Source organism: Lutibacter litoralis, from assembly GCF_014646675.1.
Taxonomy (GTDB): domain Bacteria; phylum Bacteroidota; class Bacteroidia; order Flavobacteriales; family Flavobacteriaceae; genus Lutibacter; species Lutibacter litoralis.
On sequence record NZ_BMNS01000001.1, the window covers coordinates 266,364 to 283,869 of the forward strand.

The following is a 17,506-nucleotide window of genomic DNA, read 5'->3' on the forward strand; positions in this document are numbered from 1 at the left end:
AATAACTAAATTTCTTTTAAAGCATCGGCGTAAATCCAGCCAGTTTTACCATCGGCTATTTTAATTTTTTTCCAGTTATCTAGTTTATCTAAAACTATTACTTTAGTGCCTTCGTGCAATTCAAAAATTTCATCACTGCTGGCAGACGGCGCATTCATTATTTCAACTTTTGGAGAAAAGATAATAGCCACTCTATCTTTTTGAACCGTTTTAAAATTATTATACGCAAAAAACACGGTTACAATCATAATAAAAACAGCAAAAATACTGGTGTTAAAATAAAATAATTTCTTTGTTGATGAAGTTGAAAAATAATACAACAAAAACAATAAAGAGGCTAAAAATGAAGCTATTACTGCCATAATTGCCCAAGTATCAAAAGGTAATTTTTGAATTATATTGGCAGAGAATCGTTGTAAAAAGGTTTTTGGTAATTCTTCAATAACATCAATGGTCATTCTTTTTGCAAATGCCAAATTTGCTTTCGCATCTGCATTTGCAGGATTTACTTTTAAAGCTTTTTCATAATAATAAATTGCAGGTGCAACTTTATTCATTTTATAATAACAATTTGCAATGTTAAAATACAAATCGTCGCTTTCCATTCCTTGTTCTTCAATGGCTAAATAAACACCAACGGCTCTGGTATAATTTTCTTCTTTATAAAAAGTGTTTCCTTCAGCAAATAGTTTGTTTACTTCTTGTGAATAAGCAACTAGGCTGAACATCAATATTATTATGCAAACTATTTTTTTCATATTATAATTGCTTATCTATATTGGTTATTACTTCTTTTGCTTTCTCAAATTCTTGCTCCATCATAACATTTGTTGTTGGGGTATAACGTGCAAAATAGCAATCGTTTAACACTTCTACAAACTGTTTAATTATTGCAGCATCAACGCTTTTTTCAGTTAATATTTCTGAAATTCTTTCTTTAGAGATTTCAGAAGTTTCTACTTGTAATTTGGCTTTTAGAAAATTATGCAATGCTTTTTCAAGAGCAACATAAAATGCTTCTTGATTTCCAAGTTGTTTTTTAGCTTCAGATAAATATTTTTTTGCCAATCTATCTGCTTTTCTAATTTTATTTCCAAAAACATCACTTGCACGTTGTGCGCGTTTTTTTCCGATGATAATTGCTATTGGAATTGCTAAAAATGGTAGCAAAAGTAGTAAGTAAAATAATTTTGAATTTAAAAACTCTGATTTAATTTTAGGCTGTAAATTTGCATCTAAGGCAATAAATCTAAAATTATTACCAGTAACAACCACATTCTGTTTTGGTGTTGTAACCTCTTTATTATTGGCTACTGACGGCAGTTCTTTACCTTCGGTTACATCTACAATTGTTGCCGGAGCCGTAATTGTTATATATTTTTCTTCTGTAGGATTAAAATAAGAAAATGCAACCTCTGGTATTTTATATTTTCCTTTATATTGTGGCACAACCGTGTAAATATCTGAAATAGTTCCTCGTAAACCTGTTAAAGATGTTGTTACTTGTTCTTTATGTTCTGGAGTATATACTTCTAATTCTACAGGTGTAACTATTTTAGGAATTTCAAATAATTTTAAATTTCCTTTTCCTGAAACCTTTACTGTTAATTGCGCAGCATCATTTGCTTTTAGTACATTTTTATTTGCTTTAATTTGAAAGTCAAAATCTCCTACTGCGCCAGCAAAATCTATAGGTTTATTTTTTTCTGGTAATTGCTTTACGTTTACAGTTCTTATAGCAGATGCCGTAGCATAATTAATATTTTTTGTAATCATATTACCAAAAAAATCACCTCTACCTGTTGGAATACCAACCGAAAAATCCATTTTTATTGGCTCTACTTTTAATTTTCCATCTCTTTGTGGAATTAATACCGCCCGTTTTAAAACAATGTATCTGTAATCTTCTCCGTTGTATTTTCCTTTTTTAACGGTGATATCTTTTACTTCAATATCCTGATTCCAAAAGCCACTGTATTGAGGAGATTCACTTACGCGCCAATCGTTAACACTAATATTTTCACTCACAAAAAGTTTATAAACAACATAAATTCCTTCACCAACATAAGGATTTAAATTTGAAACTTCAGCAACTAAATGAATATTTTGTTGTGCAATATATTCTGGATTATTAGGATCTTTAGGAATTTCTACTGCATCTAAAACAGTAATTTTAACGGCATTGGATTTTATAATTTGATCGTTATATTCTATTTCAGCAGGAGCAATTAAAAATTCACCTTCTTTTTTGGGTTCAAGAATGTAAATATAAGATTGGGCATAGCTAGCTTTTCCGTTTATCCAAGATTGATTTACCGATGAACTTGGGCCACCAACCACTTTAAAATTAGTAAATGGCGGTGCTTTAAAATTATCCGCTCCTTGTTTATTTACTGTAAAAACAATTCTAAATCTCTGATTTACACCTAATTTGTCTTTACTTACAGTTGTTTTAAGCTCAACTTGAGCAAAAAACACTTGCGAGGTAAATAATAAAATAGTTACTATGTAAAACTTCAATAATTTCATCTGTTAATATTTATTGTCATCTTATGGTCAGATGGAACATCCTAGCTTCTAAAACCTATCTGAAAATAAAGTTTTAGTGATGGGTGTTTCATTTTAATTACCAGTCTTTTTCTTGTTTAACTTTTTTCCCTTTTGCTTTTTCAGCATTTAATTTTTTCTGAGTTTTATTTTCTTCGTTGTTCATAGCTTCTAACAACTGTTTCATTTGCTCAGGTGATAATTGATTTTGACGTGGTTTTTGATCTTGTTTCTTTTCTTCATCTTTCTTTTCATCATTGTTTTTTGGGTCTCCTTTATCGTCCTCTTTATCTTCTCCTTTATCCTTTTGATCTTTATTATCGTCTTTCTTTTCATCGCCTCCCCCTTCTTTATCTTTGTTTTTGTCGTCTTTATTATCCTGGTTATCTTTGTTATCCTTGTTGTCCTTATTATCTTGGTTGTCTTTATTCTGCTGGTCTTTTAACAATTCTTGAGCTAGCGCTAAATTATAACGCGTTTCATCGTCTTTAGAGTTGTTTCTCATTGAATTCTTATACGCTGCAACAGCTTTATCGTATTGCTTTTCATTCATAAAAGCATTTCCCATATTATGATAGGTTTCAGCTTTACTTATTTTATCTGTTGCTGTTTTTTCAACCAATTCGAATTGAGCAACAGCTTCTTTATTTCTATTTTGCTGATAAATTGCATTTCCTAAATTATAAGAAGCTTTTGGATAATTTGGATTTTTAGAAAGTGCTTTTTTATAAGCAACTTCGGCCTCATCAAATTTTAATTGATTGTATAATTTGTTTCCTTCTCTAACATCTTCTCGTGCTTCACGCTCTAGCTGTTCGGAATTTTTCTGTTGCGAAAAAACCAAGCTTGTAAAACATAAAAATATAAGTACGAATCTATTTTTCATTCTTTTCAGTTTGATTAAATAAATTTAATTTTTGAACCCATGTTGTTTTTTTCTCCAGCAATAATACATCTATTATTAGAAACAAAAGTCCAATACCTAAAAACCACTGAAATTGGTCTTTAAAATCTGCAAATTTCTTTGTTTCAAATTCACTTTTTTCAGCTTTCAATAAAATATCTTCAATAGTATTTATAGTTTCTTGTGTTTTGTTTCCGTTAATGTATTTGCCATTTCCTTCATCTGCAATATCTCTTAAAACAGATTCAACCATTTTGGTAATTACAACTTCACCTTTATTGTCTTTTTTATAGCTAATAACCGAACCATTATTTCTAATAGGAATTGGAGCTCCTCTTTCTGTTCCAACTCCAACTGTATATATTTTAATACCTTGTTTTGTTGCATCTTTTGCTAAAGAAACCGTATTTTCTTCGTGGTCTTCACCATCTGAAACTATAAATAAAAATCGGTTGGTCTGTTCATCATTATCAAAATAGGTAATTCCCCTTTCTATAGCATCATTTATTGCTGTTCCCTGACTTGAAACCATATCTGGATTTGCATTTTGAAGAAACATTTTTGCCGCTGCATGGTCTGTTGTAATCGGCAGTAAAGGATACGAATTACCAGCATAAATAATAATACCGATTCTATCGCTTCCTAAATTTTCTATTACTCTGGTAATAATTTGTTTTGCCTTATCTAAACGGCTTGGTGCAATATCTTCTGCCAACATACTTTTAGAAACATCTAACGCAAAAACAATATCTACACCTTCTCTTTTAACTGTTTCTAACTTAGTTCCCATTTTTGGGTTTGTTAAAGACAATACAAGAAAAGCCAAGCCTAAACAAATTACAGTAATTTTTAAAAACGATTTAAAACTTGATTTTTCGGGACTTAGTTTTTCAATAAGGTTTTTGTCTGCAAAGTGTTTTTGGGTTCTTTTTTTCCACCAAAGCACCAACAAAAACATTACAAATACTACTGGAATAATTGCTAAGTAAATAAAATATGTTGGTTCTTCTATTTGATACATTTTTATTAGTTGTTAGTTTTTGGTTCTCAATTAAATAAAACTTTTAAATAGGGTGTTTTTTAGCAGCACTTCAATTAAGATTAAGAGTCCTGCTAAAAGCGCTAATAATCTATATTTTTCTTGATAATTGTAATATTTAAATTCTTCGATTTCTGTTTTTTCAAGCTTATTTATTTCTTCATAAATAGCTTTTAACTTTGTATTATCTGTTGCTCTAAAATACTGACCTTCTGTTTCTTTTGCTATATATTGCAATAATTCTTCATCTATTTCTACTGGAGAATTTCTAAATAATAATTTTCCTGTTCTTGGATCTTTTGCATACGGAAAAGAGGCTGTTCCGTTGGTTCCTAAACCAATGGTGTACACTTTTATTCCTAAACCAACAGCTAATTCTGTGGCAGTTTTAGGATCTACAAAACCTGTATTATTTACACCGTCTGTTAATAAAATTATAACCTTACTTTTTGCTTTACTTTCCTTTAATCTATTTACCGCAGAACCCAATCCCATTCCAATAGCTGTTCCGCCATCTAATTGTCCCCATTTTATATCTGAAATGGTGTTTCTAACAATCCTTTTATCGCTTGTAATTGGCGTTTGTGTAAAACTTTCACCTGCATAGACTACAATTCCAATTCTATCATTAGGTCGTTGATTTACAAACTCCGTCGCCACTTTTTTTAGTGCTTCTAATCTGTTTGGTTTTAAATCGCGTGCTAACATACTTGCAGAAACATCAATTGCCATAACAATGTCTATTCCTTTGTTTGTTTTAGTTCTTTTACTAACTGAAACATTTCTTGGGCGTGCTAAAGCAATTATTAATAATGTTAGTGCTACCAATCTTAAAACATGTAAAAACGGTTTTAATTTTGATAGCGTTGAGGGTTTTACTTCAAAACCTTTTAAACTTGAAACTGTTAATGTGGCACTTTCTTTTTTACGAACTAAAAAAAGCCAAATTGCAAGTATTGGTATTAAAACTAATAACCATAAAAACTGCGGATGTAAAAATTCAAAATTCTGAAACATACTTATTGTTTTAAGGATACTGATTTAATAATTCTATTCACTACACTTTCAGCTGAATCATCGCTCCATAAAGAAGAAACATATACTTGCCGCATTCCTTTTGTATCGGCAAAAAACAACATTGTTAATTTGTAATCTTCATGTAATTGGGTTCCTTCATTTAATCGTTTATATTCTACTGATGCTTTTTTTCCCTTGATTCCATCAATTTTAATAGTTTCTTTTTTAATGTTGGTAAATCTGGTGCTTAATTGTTTTTCCATTCCATTAAGTGCTCCGTTAATACCTAGATCTAAATCCATTTGCTCCAATTCACTAATAAAATGAGTAGTTGAAACTGCTATATAAAAATTACTAATTGGACTTCCATACGTGTAAATTGAAAAATCTCCAATTGAAGATACTCCATTATCTGGAAGTTGTACAGATTGCACCGTTAATATTTCTGGAGTTTCTAAAGTAATTTTTGGATTGCCATAAGATGCTTTATACCACGATTCTTCTATCATTTCGGAAGTAGTTTTTCCTAAAATATTCTTTTTCACATATCTATACCCAAAATATCCTAAAGCACTAATTGCGATAACTATAGCTGCCAAAATAATAATTAGATACTTTTTAAAAGATGATTTCTTTTTTACAGGAGTTTCTACAAAAATAGACTCTTCAATATCTGTATTAGCATCTTCTTTTTTAAAGTTGGTTATATGAACTGCACTCTGTGTATTTTTTAATATTTCTTCAATGGTATTTCTATCACTTTTTATCTCTTCAATAATAGGTTTATATTTTGCGAATTTTACCAAATCGGCACTTTTTAATACCTCTTCTAATTGTTTAATAGTTTCTTTTGAAATTCCTAATTTACTGGATTCGTTAAAATCTATTATAGTTTCAATCAACTCATTAGTAGTAGATTCCAACGCTGGAATTTTTATATCTTTTTCTATATACGTTCTAACAATATCTGTTAGTTCAGAATAATAAATTTTAACTTTATTTTGTTGCAATAGCTGTTTTTCATCGAGCTCTTTAAGTCGTTGCATCGCTTCTTGAATTGGAGCGACGTATACCTTTGGAATTGCTTTTTCTATTTTCTTTCTAAAAATGAAATACAATATCAATGCAAATAATAACAATATTGGAATAGCCCACCACCATAAATGCTTATAATCATCAAAAGTTTTCGGCTCTCTTTTAATTGATTTTATAAGGTGCATTTTTTGTTTGGTAGTATCTACTTTTACCGTTGCAACGTTTACTAATAAAGAATCTGTTAAAAATTGTTTATTATTGATTAGTACTTTTTGTTGTGGAATTACATATTGCCCGCTATCGAAACTCGTTAAAAGGTATTTTTTTTCTAGTTTATTTTTTAAAGTATCTATTGTTAAGGCTTCAACAACTTCAACCTTACCTAAACTATCTAATTTAAATTCAGGGAATATTACATTCTTGGTTTCATTTACAGAAATTTTATATTGTATTTGCTCACCAATTCTAATAGTTGTAGTATCTACCGAAATTGAAACAGGTTTTTCCTGCGCAATTCCAATAAAACCAATAAAAAATAATATATAAAATAGTTGTTTCTTCATGTTATAATTCACTTCTATCTTGCACCTTTATGTTTAAAATAACCTAATAATTTTTTCACATAACTTTCATCAATTCGGGAACTTATGGTACCTGCTCCACTATGTGTAAATGTTTTTTCAAAATATTCTACCGATTTTTTATAATACTGTTCGTAACCTTTTCTCACACTTTTTGAAGCTGTATTTACTAACAATGTTTTTCCTGTTTCAGCATCTAGCATTGGGACCATTCCAAGGTTTGGCATAGAAACTTCGTTTTGATCGTATATTCTAATACCTGTTACATCGTGTTTTCTACCAACAATTTTTAATGTGCGCTCGTAATGTGTATCCATAAAATCTGAAAGCACAAAAACAATGGCTTTCTTTTTTATTACACTCGATAAAAATTTTAAGGCTTCGTTGATGTTAGTTCTCGTACTTTTTGGTTTAAATTCTATTAATTCTCTGATGATTCTAAGTACGTGGCTTTTTCCCTTTTTAGGAGGAATAAACAATTCCATTTGATCAGAAAACAGTAATAAACCTACTTTATCGTTATTTTGAATTGCTGAAAAAGCCAATGTTGCAGCTATTTCAGTAAGTGTATCTTTTTTAAATTGTTGTGATGTACCAAAAAATTCTGAACCGCTAATATCAACCATCAATACCATTGTAAGCTCACGTTCTTCTTCAAAAACCTTTACATAAGGCTCATTATAACGTGCAGTAACATTCCAATCTATGGCTCTAACATCATCTCCGTATTGGTATTGACGCACTTCAGAAAAAGTCATACCACGCCCTTTAAACGAACTGTGATATTCACCTGAAAATATATGATTAGACAAACGGCGTGTCTTAATCTCTATTTTTCGAACTTTTTTAAGTATTTCTTTAGTATCCATTTTTTTAGCTTTTGGCTTTTGGCTATTAGCTAATGACTAATGCCCAAAGGCTTTTAGGGTACTTCTACTATATTTACAATTTGATTAATGATATCTTCTGAAGTTATATTTTCTGCTTCTGCTTCATAAGTTATTCCAATTCTATGACGTAAAACATCGTGCACAACGGCGCGTACATCTTCTGGAATTACATAACCTCTTCTTCTAATAAATGCATAACATTTTGCTGCCATTGCCAGGTTGATACTTCCACGTGGTGAAGCTCCAAAACTTATTAACCCTTGTAGATCCGGTAAATTATATTTTTCTGGATATCGTGTTGCAAAAATGATATCTAGTATATATTTCTCAATTTTTTCGTCCATATATACTTCTTTTACAGCCTCTCTTGCTCTATTAATTTGGTCTACAGAAGCTACTGCATTTATTGTTCCAAAACTACCTTTTAAGTTTGCACGCATTATTAATTGCTCTTCATCTATTTTTGGATAGTCAATTACTGTTTTTAGCATAAATCTATCAACTTGCGCTTCTGGCAAAGGATAAGTTCCTTCTTGTTCTACCGGGTTTTGAGTTGCCATTACTAAAAATGGTTCGTCTAATTTAAAAGTAGTATCACCAATAGTAATCTGGCGCTCTTGCATAGCTTCTAACAATGCCGATTGCACTTTTGCCGGTGCACGGTTAATTTCATCTGCCAATACAAAGTTTGCGAAAATTGGCCCCTTCTTTATGGTAAAATCGTTATCTTTTACACTGTAAATCATAGTTCCAACAACATCGGCTGGCAATAAATCTGGTGTAAATTGAATTCTACTAAAATCTCCTTGTACAGCTTTTGCTAGTGTGTTAATTGCTAAGGTTTTTGCCAAACCTGGAACACCTTCTAATAAAATGTGTCCATTTCCTAACAAGCCAATTAACAATCGTTCTATCATATGCTTTTGACCAACAATAACTTTGTTCATCTCCATTATTAACAAATCGACAAAGGCACTTTCTTTTTCAATTTTTTCATTGATAGCTTTAATATCAATAGAAACGTTATTTTCTTCAATCATTTTTGTAGTTTTTAAAGGCGTGAATTTAACATGGTTTATATCACAATGCAAATAGCACAATTATTTTTTTAAATGTTGTTAAAAATTGGTTAAAAAATAATACAGAACCTCAGGTTTAATAAGATTTTAACACCATTTCTTCCCCATTAAAAACCGCATAGGTAAAATGGGAAATCCAATCGCCTGTATTAATATATTTAGATTTTTTTGTAAGTTGAATTTCCATTGGCAAGTGACGATGCCCAAAAACAAAATAATCAAACTTTTTTTTGATTAATTTTCTTTTACAATAATGCACCAACCATTCGTTTTCTTCACCCAAAAATTTTACATCTTCTTCCCCTGAAATCAATTTATTTTTTACAGATAAATATTGAGCTAACGTAACGCCAATATCTGGATGTAACCATTTATATAACCATTTTGAGAATGGATTTGTAAACACTTTTTTCATGCGCTTATAACCTTTATCTCCTGGACCCAAACCATCTCCGTGTCCAATTAAAAACAGTTTATTATTAAAAGTAAATTCTTGTGGTTTGTGGAATGTTGGAATATTTAATTCGGTTTCGAAATAATCTTGCATCCAAAGGTCGTGATTGCCTACGAAAAAATAAATTTGAATGCCACTATCTCTTAATTCGGCAAGTTTCCCTAAAACACGTATAAATCCTTTTGGAACAACTTTTTTATATTCAAACCAAAAGTCGAAAAGGTCTCCTAATAAAAAAATGACTTCTGCATCGGTTTTTATAGCTTCTAACCAACTTACAAATTTTTGCTCTCGGATTTTACTTAATTTAGCTGTTGGAGCTCCAAAATGTTGATCGGATGCAAAATATATTTTTTTATTGGTTGTCAAAATAAAGATGAATTAAAGTATAAAGTTACAATTAAGTTTTAATTTGAAATAAAAACTATTTACTGTTTTCTAACTCAATAACTTTTAAAATCATATTATCTTTCTTTTGAGTTACCATAAAATAACCTGTTTGGTCAAATAAATCGCGTGCAAAAAAAGCTTTAAAGTATAATTTTAAATCTTCTCTAGACTTCGGTCCCATTGGAACTTTTAAATCTAACTCTTCTAAATACAAATTAAAAATCTTTTCATCTTCATCAAATTTAGCAACAAAGTCTTCTAATTCCCATGCATTCAACTCTTCTCTATGTGAATCTATATATTTAAAAACAAAGCTATTTAACCCTCTGTAAATCATTCTATTGTAAGTTCGGGATGTGTCAATAGGTACAAAAACATCTGGTATTATACCTCCACCGCCATACACAATTTTTCCTTTAGGCGTCGTGTATTTTAGCGTATCAATCACTTTAATACTATCTTTTGAAATTAATTCTCCATTATGCACTCTGTTTAAATAATCGCTATTGTATAGTTTTGTGTTATGTTCCGCATAAGGTTTTTGAATGGATCTTCCTGTTGGCGTATAGTATCTAGAAGTTGTAAGTCTAACAGCTGAACCGTCTCCTAAATCCATTTCTTGCTGTACCAATCCTTTTCCAAATGATCGTCTACCAACAATAGTTCCTTTATCATTATCTTGTAAGGCACCTGCAACAATTTCACTTGCAGAAGCAGAATTTTGATCAATTAAAACATATACATTTCCATCTTCAAAATCGCCTTTTTTAGTTGCATATGATTTATCTACTTCTCCATTTTTATTTTTGGTAAAGACAATGAGTTTTCCATCTTCCAAAAATTCATCAATCATACTGTTTGCAATATCCATATAACCACCGCCATTTCCTCTTAAATCCAGCACTAAAGAGTTCATACCTTTGATGGTTAACTCATTTAATGCCAATTTAAACTCTAAATAAGTAGTTCTGGCGAACCGCTCAACATTGATATATCCTAAGGTATTATTTATCATATAATAACCAGGTACGCTTTTAATAGGAACTTCGTCTCTTGCAATTTGTATGTCGAGTACTTCATCTGTTGAGCGTCTGTAAACTGTAAGTAAAACATTAGTTTCCGCTTCACCCTTAAGCGATTTCATTACAGCTTCAGAGATTTTTCTACTAGCTAATAAAGTTCCTTTTTCTTTTTCACTAACGCCTGCTTTTTTAACCAATTGTTCTCCAAAAAGTGTATCCTTATCTGCAATAATAATTCTATCACCTGCTTTAACTCCTGCTTTAAAACTTGGACCACCTTCAATAACACCTGTTACGGTAACAGTGTCTTGGTGCATTAAAAAAGAAACTCCAATACCTACAAATTTTCCTTGTAAATTTTCAGTTACCTGTTTTAATTCTTCTTTTGGAATATACACAGAATGTGGATCTAATTTAACAAGCATATTAGTAATGGCATCGTCTAAGAGGCTATCCGTATCAACTTTGTCTACATAATCGTATTGTATGTAATTAATTAAGCGTTTTATTTTAGCTTCTGTTGTATTTGAACTAAAAATAACAGCTTTATTTTTAAAGTTAATAGAGCTTCCTATTAAGATTCCAATGGCTACTGCCAATCCTAAAAATATTGGTAAACTTGCTTTCTTATTTATCATTATAAATCTTTAAGATACGTTATCTCAACTCCTGCTTTTTCTAAAAATTGTACGCCAGAAGTATCTTTATATTCATTTGCATATACCACTCTTTTAATACCAGATTGATGTATTAATTTGCTACATTCTTTACATGGCGATAATGTAATATATAACGTAGCATTTTTACAAGATTGTGTAGAACCTGCAACTTTTAAAATAGCATTTGCTTCTGCATGCAACACATACCATTTTGTGTTCCCTTCCTCTTCACAGCAATTTTCAAAGCCTGTTGGTGTTCCATTAAAACCATCAGAAATTATCATTCTATCTTTTACAATTAATGCACCTACTTGCTTTCTTTCACAATAGGATAGTTTTGCCCACTCCAATGCCATTCTCATGTAGGCGGTATCATATTTTAATTGTTTTTTATTCATTTTTATGATTGTTACGAAAGTAAAAAGAATACTATTAACTTCAAGTTAAAATTTTACCAAAAAATAGTTGCTTTTAATATTGGCAAAACTACACCAATAACTATGGACGAAATAATTAATATATAATCTCTTTTTGAAAATCTAAACAAGGTTTGAAAAATAAATCCTAAAATAAGAATTATTAACACCACAATTATTTGAGCGATTTCAACTCCCAAAGCAAATTCTAATAAAGGAAGAAACTTACTTTCTGAGGTTCCAATTAACATTTTAAAATACCCTGAAAAACCCAAGCCATGTATTAATCCAAAAAAGAGTGCAAAAACTAAATTAGTGTTTGTTTTTACTTGTTTTGTAGTGTTTTTAACATACAAAATATTAACTACTGCAGTAATAATTATGGTTACAGGAATTAGGAATTCTATCCATTTTGGATCTACCGATACAATTTTATAGGCTGCTAAAATTAATGATAAGGTATGTCCAATTGTAAAAAGTGAAATTAACCAAATTAATTTTTTCCAATTTTTAAAATCATACACAACAGCCAATGCTACTAAAAATAAAATATGATCGTAAGCATTCCAATCTAGTACATGAAACAAGCCTTCTTTGAGAAAAAATGTAAGTGAATCCATTTAAAAAAATTTATGGATTCAAATATAGAAAAAATTGCTTCCTTAAATTATGAGTTAAACCAATTATTTACAATCTTATTTTCAATAGGGGTTGCCATTTTATGAACAAATTCATTTTTACCAGCATTGTATTCATAATCTTCTCCCCAAACTTTATAATTTTCTGCAACTTGTTTTATACTCTCACAAACATATAACACTTCTTTGTTTGTAATTGTTGGATGAATTGACATGCGAATCCATCCTGGGCGTTCTACCATACAACCGTCTAAAATTTTCTTTTCAATTCCTTTTGAAGTGTTTTGATCTACGTGTAATAAAAAGTGACCATAGGTTCCTGCACAAGAACATCCTCCACGAGTTTGTACTCCAAAACGATCGTTTAACAATTTTACAATTAAATTAAAATGCACTTTTTCTATATAAAAAGAAAAAATACCCAATCTGTCTTGGTGTTGTGGTGCTAAAATTTTAAGGTTTGGTATTTTAGAGATTTTTTCAAAAACCACTTCATTAATTTCATGTTCTCTTGCCAGTATTTTATCAATTCCCATTTGTTCTTTTAACTGAATCGAAAGTGCAATTTTTATAGTTTGTAAAAAACCCGGCGTACCTCCATCTTCTCTTGTTTCAATATCATCTACATAATCGTGATCTCCCCAAGGGTTTGTATAATTTACGGTTCCTCCTCCTGGATTGTCTGGTACTAAGTTTTTGTATAATTTCTTATTAAATATAAGCACGCCTGAAGTTCCAGGTCCTCCTAAAAATTTGTGTGGTGAAAAGAAAATTGCATCTAAATACATTTCTTCATCTGCTGGATGCATATCTATAGCTACATATGGTGCCGAACACGCAAAATCTACAAAACATAAACCACCATTTTGGTGAATTATTTTTGCTATTTTATGATAATCTGTTCTAATACCTGTAACATTTGAACAAGCTGTAATTGAAGCAATTTTTATGGGTCTTTCTTTATACTGTTCTAATATTTTTTTAAAACTATCAAAACATATTAAACCAGACTCCTGACAAGGTATTATTTCAACATCTGCAATAGTTTCTAACCAAGATGTTTGGTTAGAGTGATGTTCCATATGTGTAATAAAAACAATAGGTTTTAACAGATCTGGTACATTTGTATATTCCTTTAAATTTTCTGACACTTTTAATCCTAAAATACGTTGAAATTTATTTACAACCCCTGTCATTCCAGTTCCATCGGTTATTAAAACATCGTCTGCATTTGCATTTACGTGGTTTTTAATAATGTTTCTAGCTTTATGGTAGGCCATGGTCATTGCCGATCCTGTGATAGAAGTTTCGGTATGTGTATTGGCAACAAAAGGTCCAAATTGATTCAATAATTTTTCTTCAATAGGTCTGTACAATCTTCCACTAGCTGTCCAATCTGTATAAATAATTTCTTTTTCTCCGTAAGGAGATTGGAAAGATTGCTCTATTCCAACTATATTTTCTCTAAACTGTTGAAAATAAATTTCTAATTCTGAAGGTTTTTCTTCACCTTCAATTGTATTAAGTTTCTCTTTATTCTTAGAAAATATGTTAGATAAAAAACTCATTGCATAAACTATTTTTGTTTGCTATTCCTAATATAGAGGAACATGCTAATTAATTAAAATTAGTATAAATCAATAACTTAGTAGAAGGTTAAAAAGTATTATATTTTTAATTCATCAAATAGTGCTATAAGATCTTCTGATGATGGTCTTGGTGCATCCGGAGAAACTATATTCCCTTGTGGATCTATTAAAATAAATCTAGGAATTCCTTTAATTTGGTACTCCTTCACAAAATCTGAATTCCAATCATTATCTGCAAATAATTGAACACCTCCTAATTCTTTCTCAGCAACCATGGTTTTCCAAGCTTCGTGATCTTTAGCCTTATCTATAGAAATGCTTACAAATTCAATGTTTTTATCGTGGTATGATTTTTCTACTTCTTTTAAAAATGGAATTTCTCTTTTACAAGGTCCACACCAAGTTGCCCAAACATCTACATAAACATATTTACCTTTTAAATCGCCTAAAGAAGTGCTCCCTCCTTTAAAGTTTTCATAACCCTCAAATTTTGGAGAAGGTTTTCCTTTAGCCAAAACAGTTAGCATATATTGTTTTTCTTCATATGAACCTGCTATATAATCAGTTAGACTGCTAATTTGTTTTGTTTGAGCTGCAACAAAAGCGGTATCTGCAATTTTTGAATCGGCTAATAAATTTAGAAATTTAGAATTTATATCTTCAACTTTTGCGTCAAACTTTGGTTTTTCTAATTCAAACATAGCTTCATCTTCCAACACTGATTCTTGCAATAAGGCAACTTGGGCTAAATAATTATTTTCCTCTGACCCATTACCTGTATAGGTTATTGTTTCATCAAATTCATTCGTATTTGCTGTAAGGTTTAAATCGAATCCATTCTTTAAATAAACTCTTGTTTGTTCTGTTCCATCAAATAAAATGTAAGTTCCAGCTACTATCTTTAAAGTGTCAGAAAACGTTCCATTTTCATTTACTTTTATGGTTTTTAATATTTGTCTTTGTGCAACAATTAAAGAATCTGAATTTGGATTGGTAATTGTTCCTGATAAAGTTACATAATCTTTTGGTGCTTCTGGTTTACATGATAGCATCAATAAAACTGCACTTACTACTATTGTTATTTTTTTCATTCTTTTATTTTTTAAATTTTGAGATTCCTTGTTTTAACCAATCGTGGTATTCATCTACATCTGGAGTATAACCTGCTGGATCTATTAAATTTTCTTCATTATGATCCATTAAAACATAAAAAGGTTGCGCGTTTGCTTGGTATCTTATTGTTTGAAATTCACTCCATTTTTGTCCAATATATTTTAATTTTTTTCCTGGACGTAATTTTGACTCAATTTCTTCACCGTCTTCCAATTTTCTTTTATCGTCAACGTATAAAGATATTAAAACAATATCATTCTTTAAAATTGGTAATATTTTGTCTTTTGCCCACACATTTTGCTCCATTTTTCTACAATTTACACAAGCGTGTCCAGTAAAATCAATCATTACTGGTTTGTTTACTTTTTTTGCATATGCTAAACCTAATTCATAATCGTTAAAAGCAATAATATTATGTGGTGCCATTACATGTGCGCCTTCTGGCAACTCTTCGTGATTATTTGTTGAAGTACCTCCGCCAAGTTTTGTAAATCCAACTCCGTAAGGTGATTCGCTGTAATGCTGTGCTGGCGGAAATGCGCTAATTAAATTTAACGGTGCACCCCATAACCCAGGAATCATATAAATGGTGAATGATAGTACCACTAAACCTAAACTTAATCTTCCAACAGAAATATGTGTTAGTGGTGAATCGTGAGGTAATTGTATTTTTCCGAATAAGTAAAATGCCAAGGCTCCAAAAATAGCAATCCAAATAGCTAAAAATACTTCACGCTCTAACCAATGTAGTTGTAATACTAAATCTGCATTCGACAAGAATTTAAAGGCTAAGGCTAATTCTAAAAATCCTAAAACAACTTTTACGGTATTTAACCAACCACCAGATTTTGGTAATGAATTTAACCAACCTGGAAATGCTGCAAACAACGCAAACGGTATTGCCAAAGCTAAAGAGAAACCTAACATACCAACTATTGGGCCTATTTGACTTCCTCCTGCTGCGGCTTCAACTAATAATGTACCTACAATTGGACCTGTACAAGAGAATGATACAATTGCTAAGGCTAAAGCCATAAAAAAGATCCCAATAATTCCGCCTCTATCGGCTTGTGCATCTACTTTTGTTCCCCAAGAACTAGGTAATGTAATTTCAAAAGCTCCTAAAAATGAAACTGCAAAAACTAATAATAGTAAAAAGAAAATAATATTAAACCAAACATTTGTTGAAAGTGCATTTAAAGCATCTGCTCCAAAAACCGCACTCACAATAATTCCTAATAAAACATATATAATTACTATAGAAGCTCCATAAATTATAGCATTTTTAATTCCAGCAGCTTTACTTTTACTCTGTTTTGTAAAGAAACTTACCGTCATTGGTATCATTGGAAAAACACAAGGTGTTAGCAATGCTGCAAACCCAGAAAAGAATGCAATAATAAAAATGGTTAATAAACTTTTATTTGTTGATGTATCTTTCTTTTTAATTGGAGTAACAGTTTCTTTAGAATCAGCAACAGCTACGGCTACTTTTTCTCCAGGAATGTCGAATTCTAAGTCTACAAAAGTTGGCGGTAAACAATTGGTATCGTCGCATACCATAAATTCTAGTTCTCCAACAATTTTTTGTGAATCTTTTGAAAGTACTTTTATCCGTTGTTTAAAGGTAGCTCTGTTTTCAAAGTATTTAATTTCCATATTGAAAACTGGATCCATAACCGTATGACCTTCTTCTTCAATAGTTTCTCCAACTAATTCGAATTTGTCGGTTTTCTCAAAATTAAAAGATGTTGGTATTGGTCCATCTTCAGGTACATTTTGAGAGTATAAATGCCATTTAGCTTCAATTGTTGCTTTAACAATTAAATCATATTCTGTATCCGAAATTTTTTCAACTGAAGTTGACCATTGAACTGGATCGTAAATTTGAGCATAACTAGCAGTAAAAATCAATAAAAAAGAAAGGAGTGAAAGTATTTTTTTCATGTTATATGTTGATTTCGCTTATTTTGGGTTCCAAAAATAATCAATATTACTTACTATGTCGTTTATAAAACTGTTTTCCCTTAATTTTATATGTTAAATTTTTCTTAATGGATGTTTTAATTAAATTCAAGTTTTTGAAAAAGTAATATCTAATTTTCTTTTCTAGAAGTATAATAATCGTATTAA

At 30.5% G+C, this 17,506-nt stretch carries 15 protein-coding genes; all 15 read right to left on the reverse strand.

Translation table 11 applies throughout. The annotated features are described in order from the left end of the window. Window positions 1–5: 5 nt before the first annotated feature. On the reverse strand, window positions 6–758 hold the full coding sequence (locus tag IEW75_RS01140) for a tetratricopeptide repeat protein (RefSeq protein ID WP_134248203.1): 753 nt from the start codon (window positions 756–758) through the stop codon (window positions 6–8). A gap of 1 nt (window position 759) precedes the next feature. Then, window positions 760–2,529: a BatD family protein gene (locus tag IEW75_RS01145; RefSeq protein WP_134248204.1), complete on the reverse strand. Its 1,770-nt coding sequence runs from the start codon at window positions 2,527–2,529 to the stop codon at window positions 760–762. A gap of 97 nt (window positions 2,530–2,626) precedes the next feature. Then, entirely contained in the window at window positions 2,627–3,433 is an 807-nt protein-coding gene (locus IEW75_RS01150) for a tetratricopeptide repeat protein (protein WP_134248205.1), read from the reverse strand. Next, window positions 3,423–4,472, reverse strand: a complete 1,050-nt coding sequence (locus IEW75_RS01155; protein WP_134248206.1) for a VWA domain-containing protein — start codon at window positions 4,470–4,472, stop codon at window positions 3,423–3,425. Before IEW75_RS01155 ends, IEW75_RS01150 begins: the two co-directional genes overlap by 11 nt. A 30-nt stretch (window positions 4,473–4,502) precedes the next feature. Then, window positions 4,503–5,507 carry a vWA domain-containing protein gene (locus tag IEW75_RS01160; RefSeq protein ID WP_134248207.1) on the reverse strand — a complete coding sequence of 335 codons (1,005 nt, stop codon included), beginning with the start codon at window positions 5,505–5,507 and terminating at the stop codon, window positions 4,503–4,505. 2 nt (window positions 5,508–5,509) lie between these two features. Next, entirely contained in the window at window positions 5,510–7,105 is a 1,596-nt protein-coding gene (locus IEW75_RS01165; RefSeq protein ID WP_134248208.1) for a hypothetical protein, read from the reverse strand. Window positions 7,106–7,119: 14 nt separating this feature from the next. Beyond that, window positions 7,120–7,992 carry a DUF58 domain-containing protein gene (locus IEW75_RS01170; RefSeq protein WP_134248209.1) on the reverse strand — a complete coding sequence of 291 codons (873 nt, stop codon included), beginning with the start codon at window positions 7,990–7,992 and terminating at the stop codon, window positions 7,120–7,122. Window positions 7,993–8,045: 53 nt separating this feature from the next. Continuing rightward, complete coding sequence (locus tag IEW75_RS01175) at window positions 8,046–9,053, reverse strand: AAA family ATPase (RefSeq protein ID WP_188703951.1); 1,008 nt, start codon at window positions 9,051–9,053, stop codon at window positions 8,046–8,048. Between the two features lie 115 nt (window positions 9,054–9,168). Then, window positions 9,169–9,915, reverse strand: a complete 747-nt coding sequence (locus tag IEW75_RS01180) for a UDP-2,3-diacylglucosamine diphosphatase (RefSeq protein WP_134248210.1) — start codon at window positions 9,913–9,915, stop codon at window positions 9,169–9,171. 55 nt (window positions 9,916–9,970) lie between these two features. Further along, a complete protein-coding gene (locus tag IEW75_RS01185) occupies window positions 9,971–11,596 on the reverse strand; it encodes a S41 family peptidase (RefSeq protein ID WP_134248211.1) in 1,626 nt (541 codons plus the stop codon). Then, window positions 11,596–12,015: a deoxycytidylate deaminase gene (locus IEW75_RS01190; protein WP_134248212.1), complete on the reverse strand. Its 420-nt coding sequence runs from the start codon at window positions 12,013–12,015 to the stop codon at window positions 11,596–11,598. Before IEW75_RS01190 ends, IEW75_RS01185 begins: the two co-directional genes overlap by 1 nt. A 53-nt stretch (window positions 12,016–12,068) precedes the next feature. Further along, window positions 12,069–12,653, reverse strand: coding sequence for a HupE/UreJ family protein (locus IEW75_RS01195; RefSeq protein ID WP_134248213.1), 585 nt, complete (start codon window positions 12,651–12,653; stop codon window positions 12,069–12,071). Between the two features lie 47 nt (window positions 12,654–12,700). Then, window positions 12,701–14,239 (reverse strand): aminotransferase class V-fold PLP-dependent enzyme, encoded by a 1,539-nt coding sequence (locus IEW75_RS01200; RefSeq protein WP_134248214.1) that lies wholly within the window; start codon window positions 14,237–14,239, stop codon window positions 12,701–12,703. Between the two features lie 98 nt (window positions 14,240–14,337). Further along, window positions 14,338–15,351 carry a TlpA family protein disulfide reductase gene (locus IEW75_RS01205; protein ID WP_134248215.1) on the reverse strand — a complete coding sequence of 338 codons (1,014 nt, stop codon included), beginning with the start codon at window positions 15,349–15,351 and terminating at the stop codon, window positions 14,338–14,340. A gap of 4 nt (window positions 15,352–15,355) precedes the next feature. Then, window positions 15,356–17,320, reverse strand: coding sequence for a protein-disulfide reductase DsbD family protein (locus tag IEW75_RS01210; RefSeq protein ID WP_134248216.1), 1,965 nt, complete (start codon window positions 17,318–17,320; stop codon window positions 15,356–15,358). Window positions 17,321–17,506: the final 186 nt, after the last annotated feature.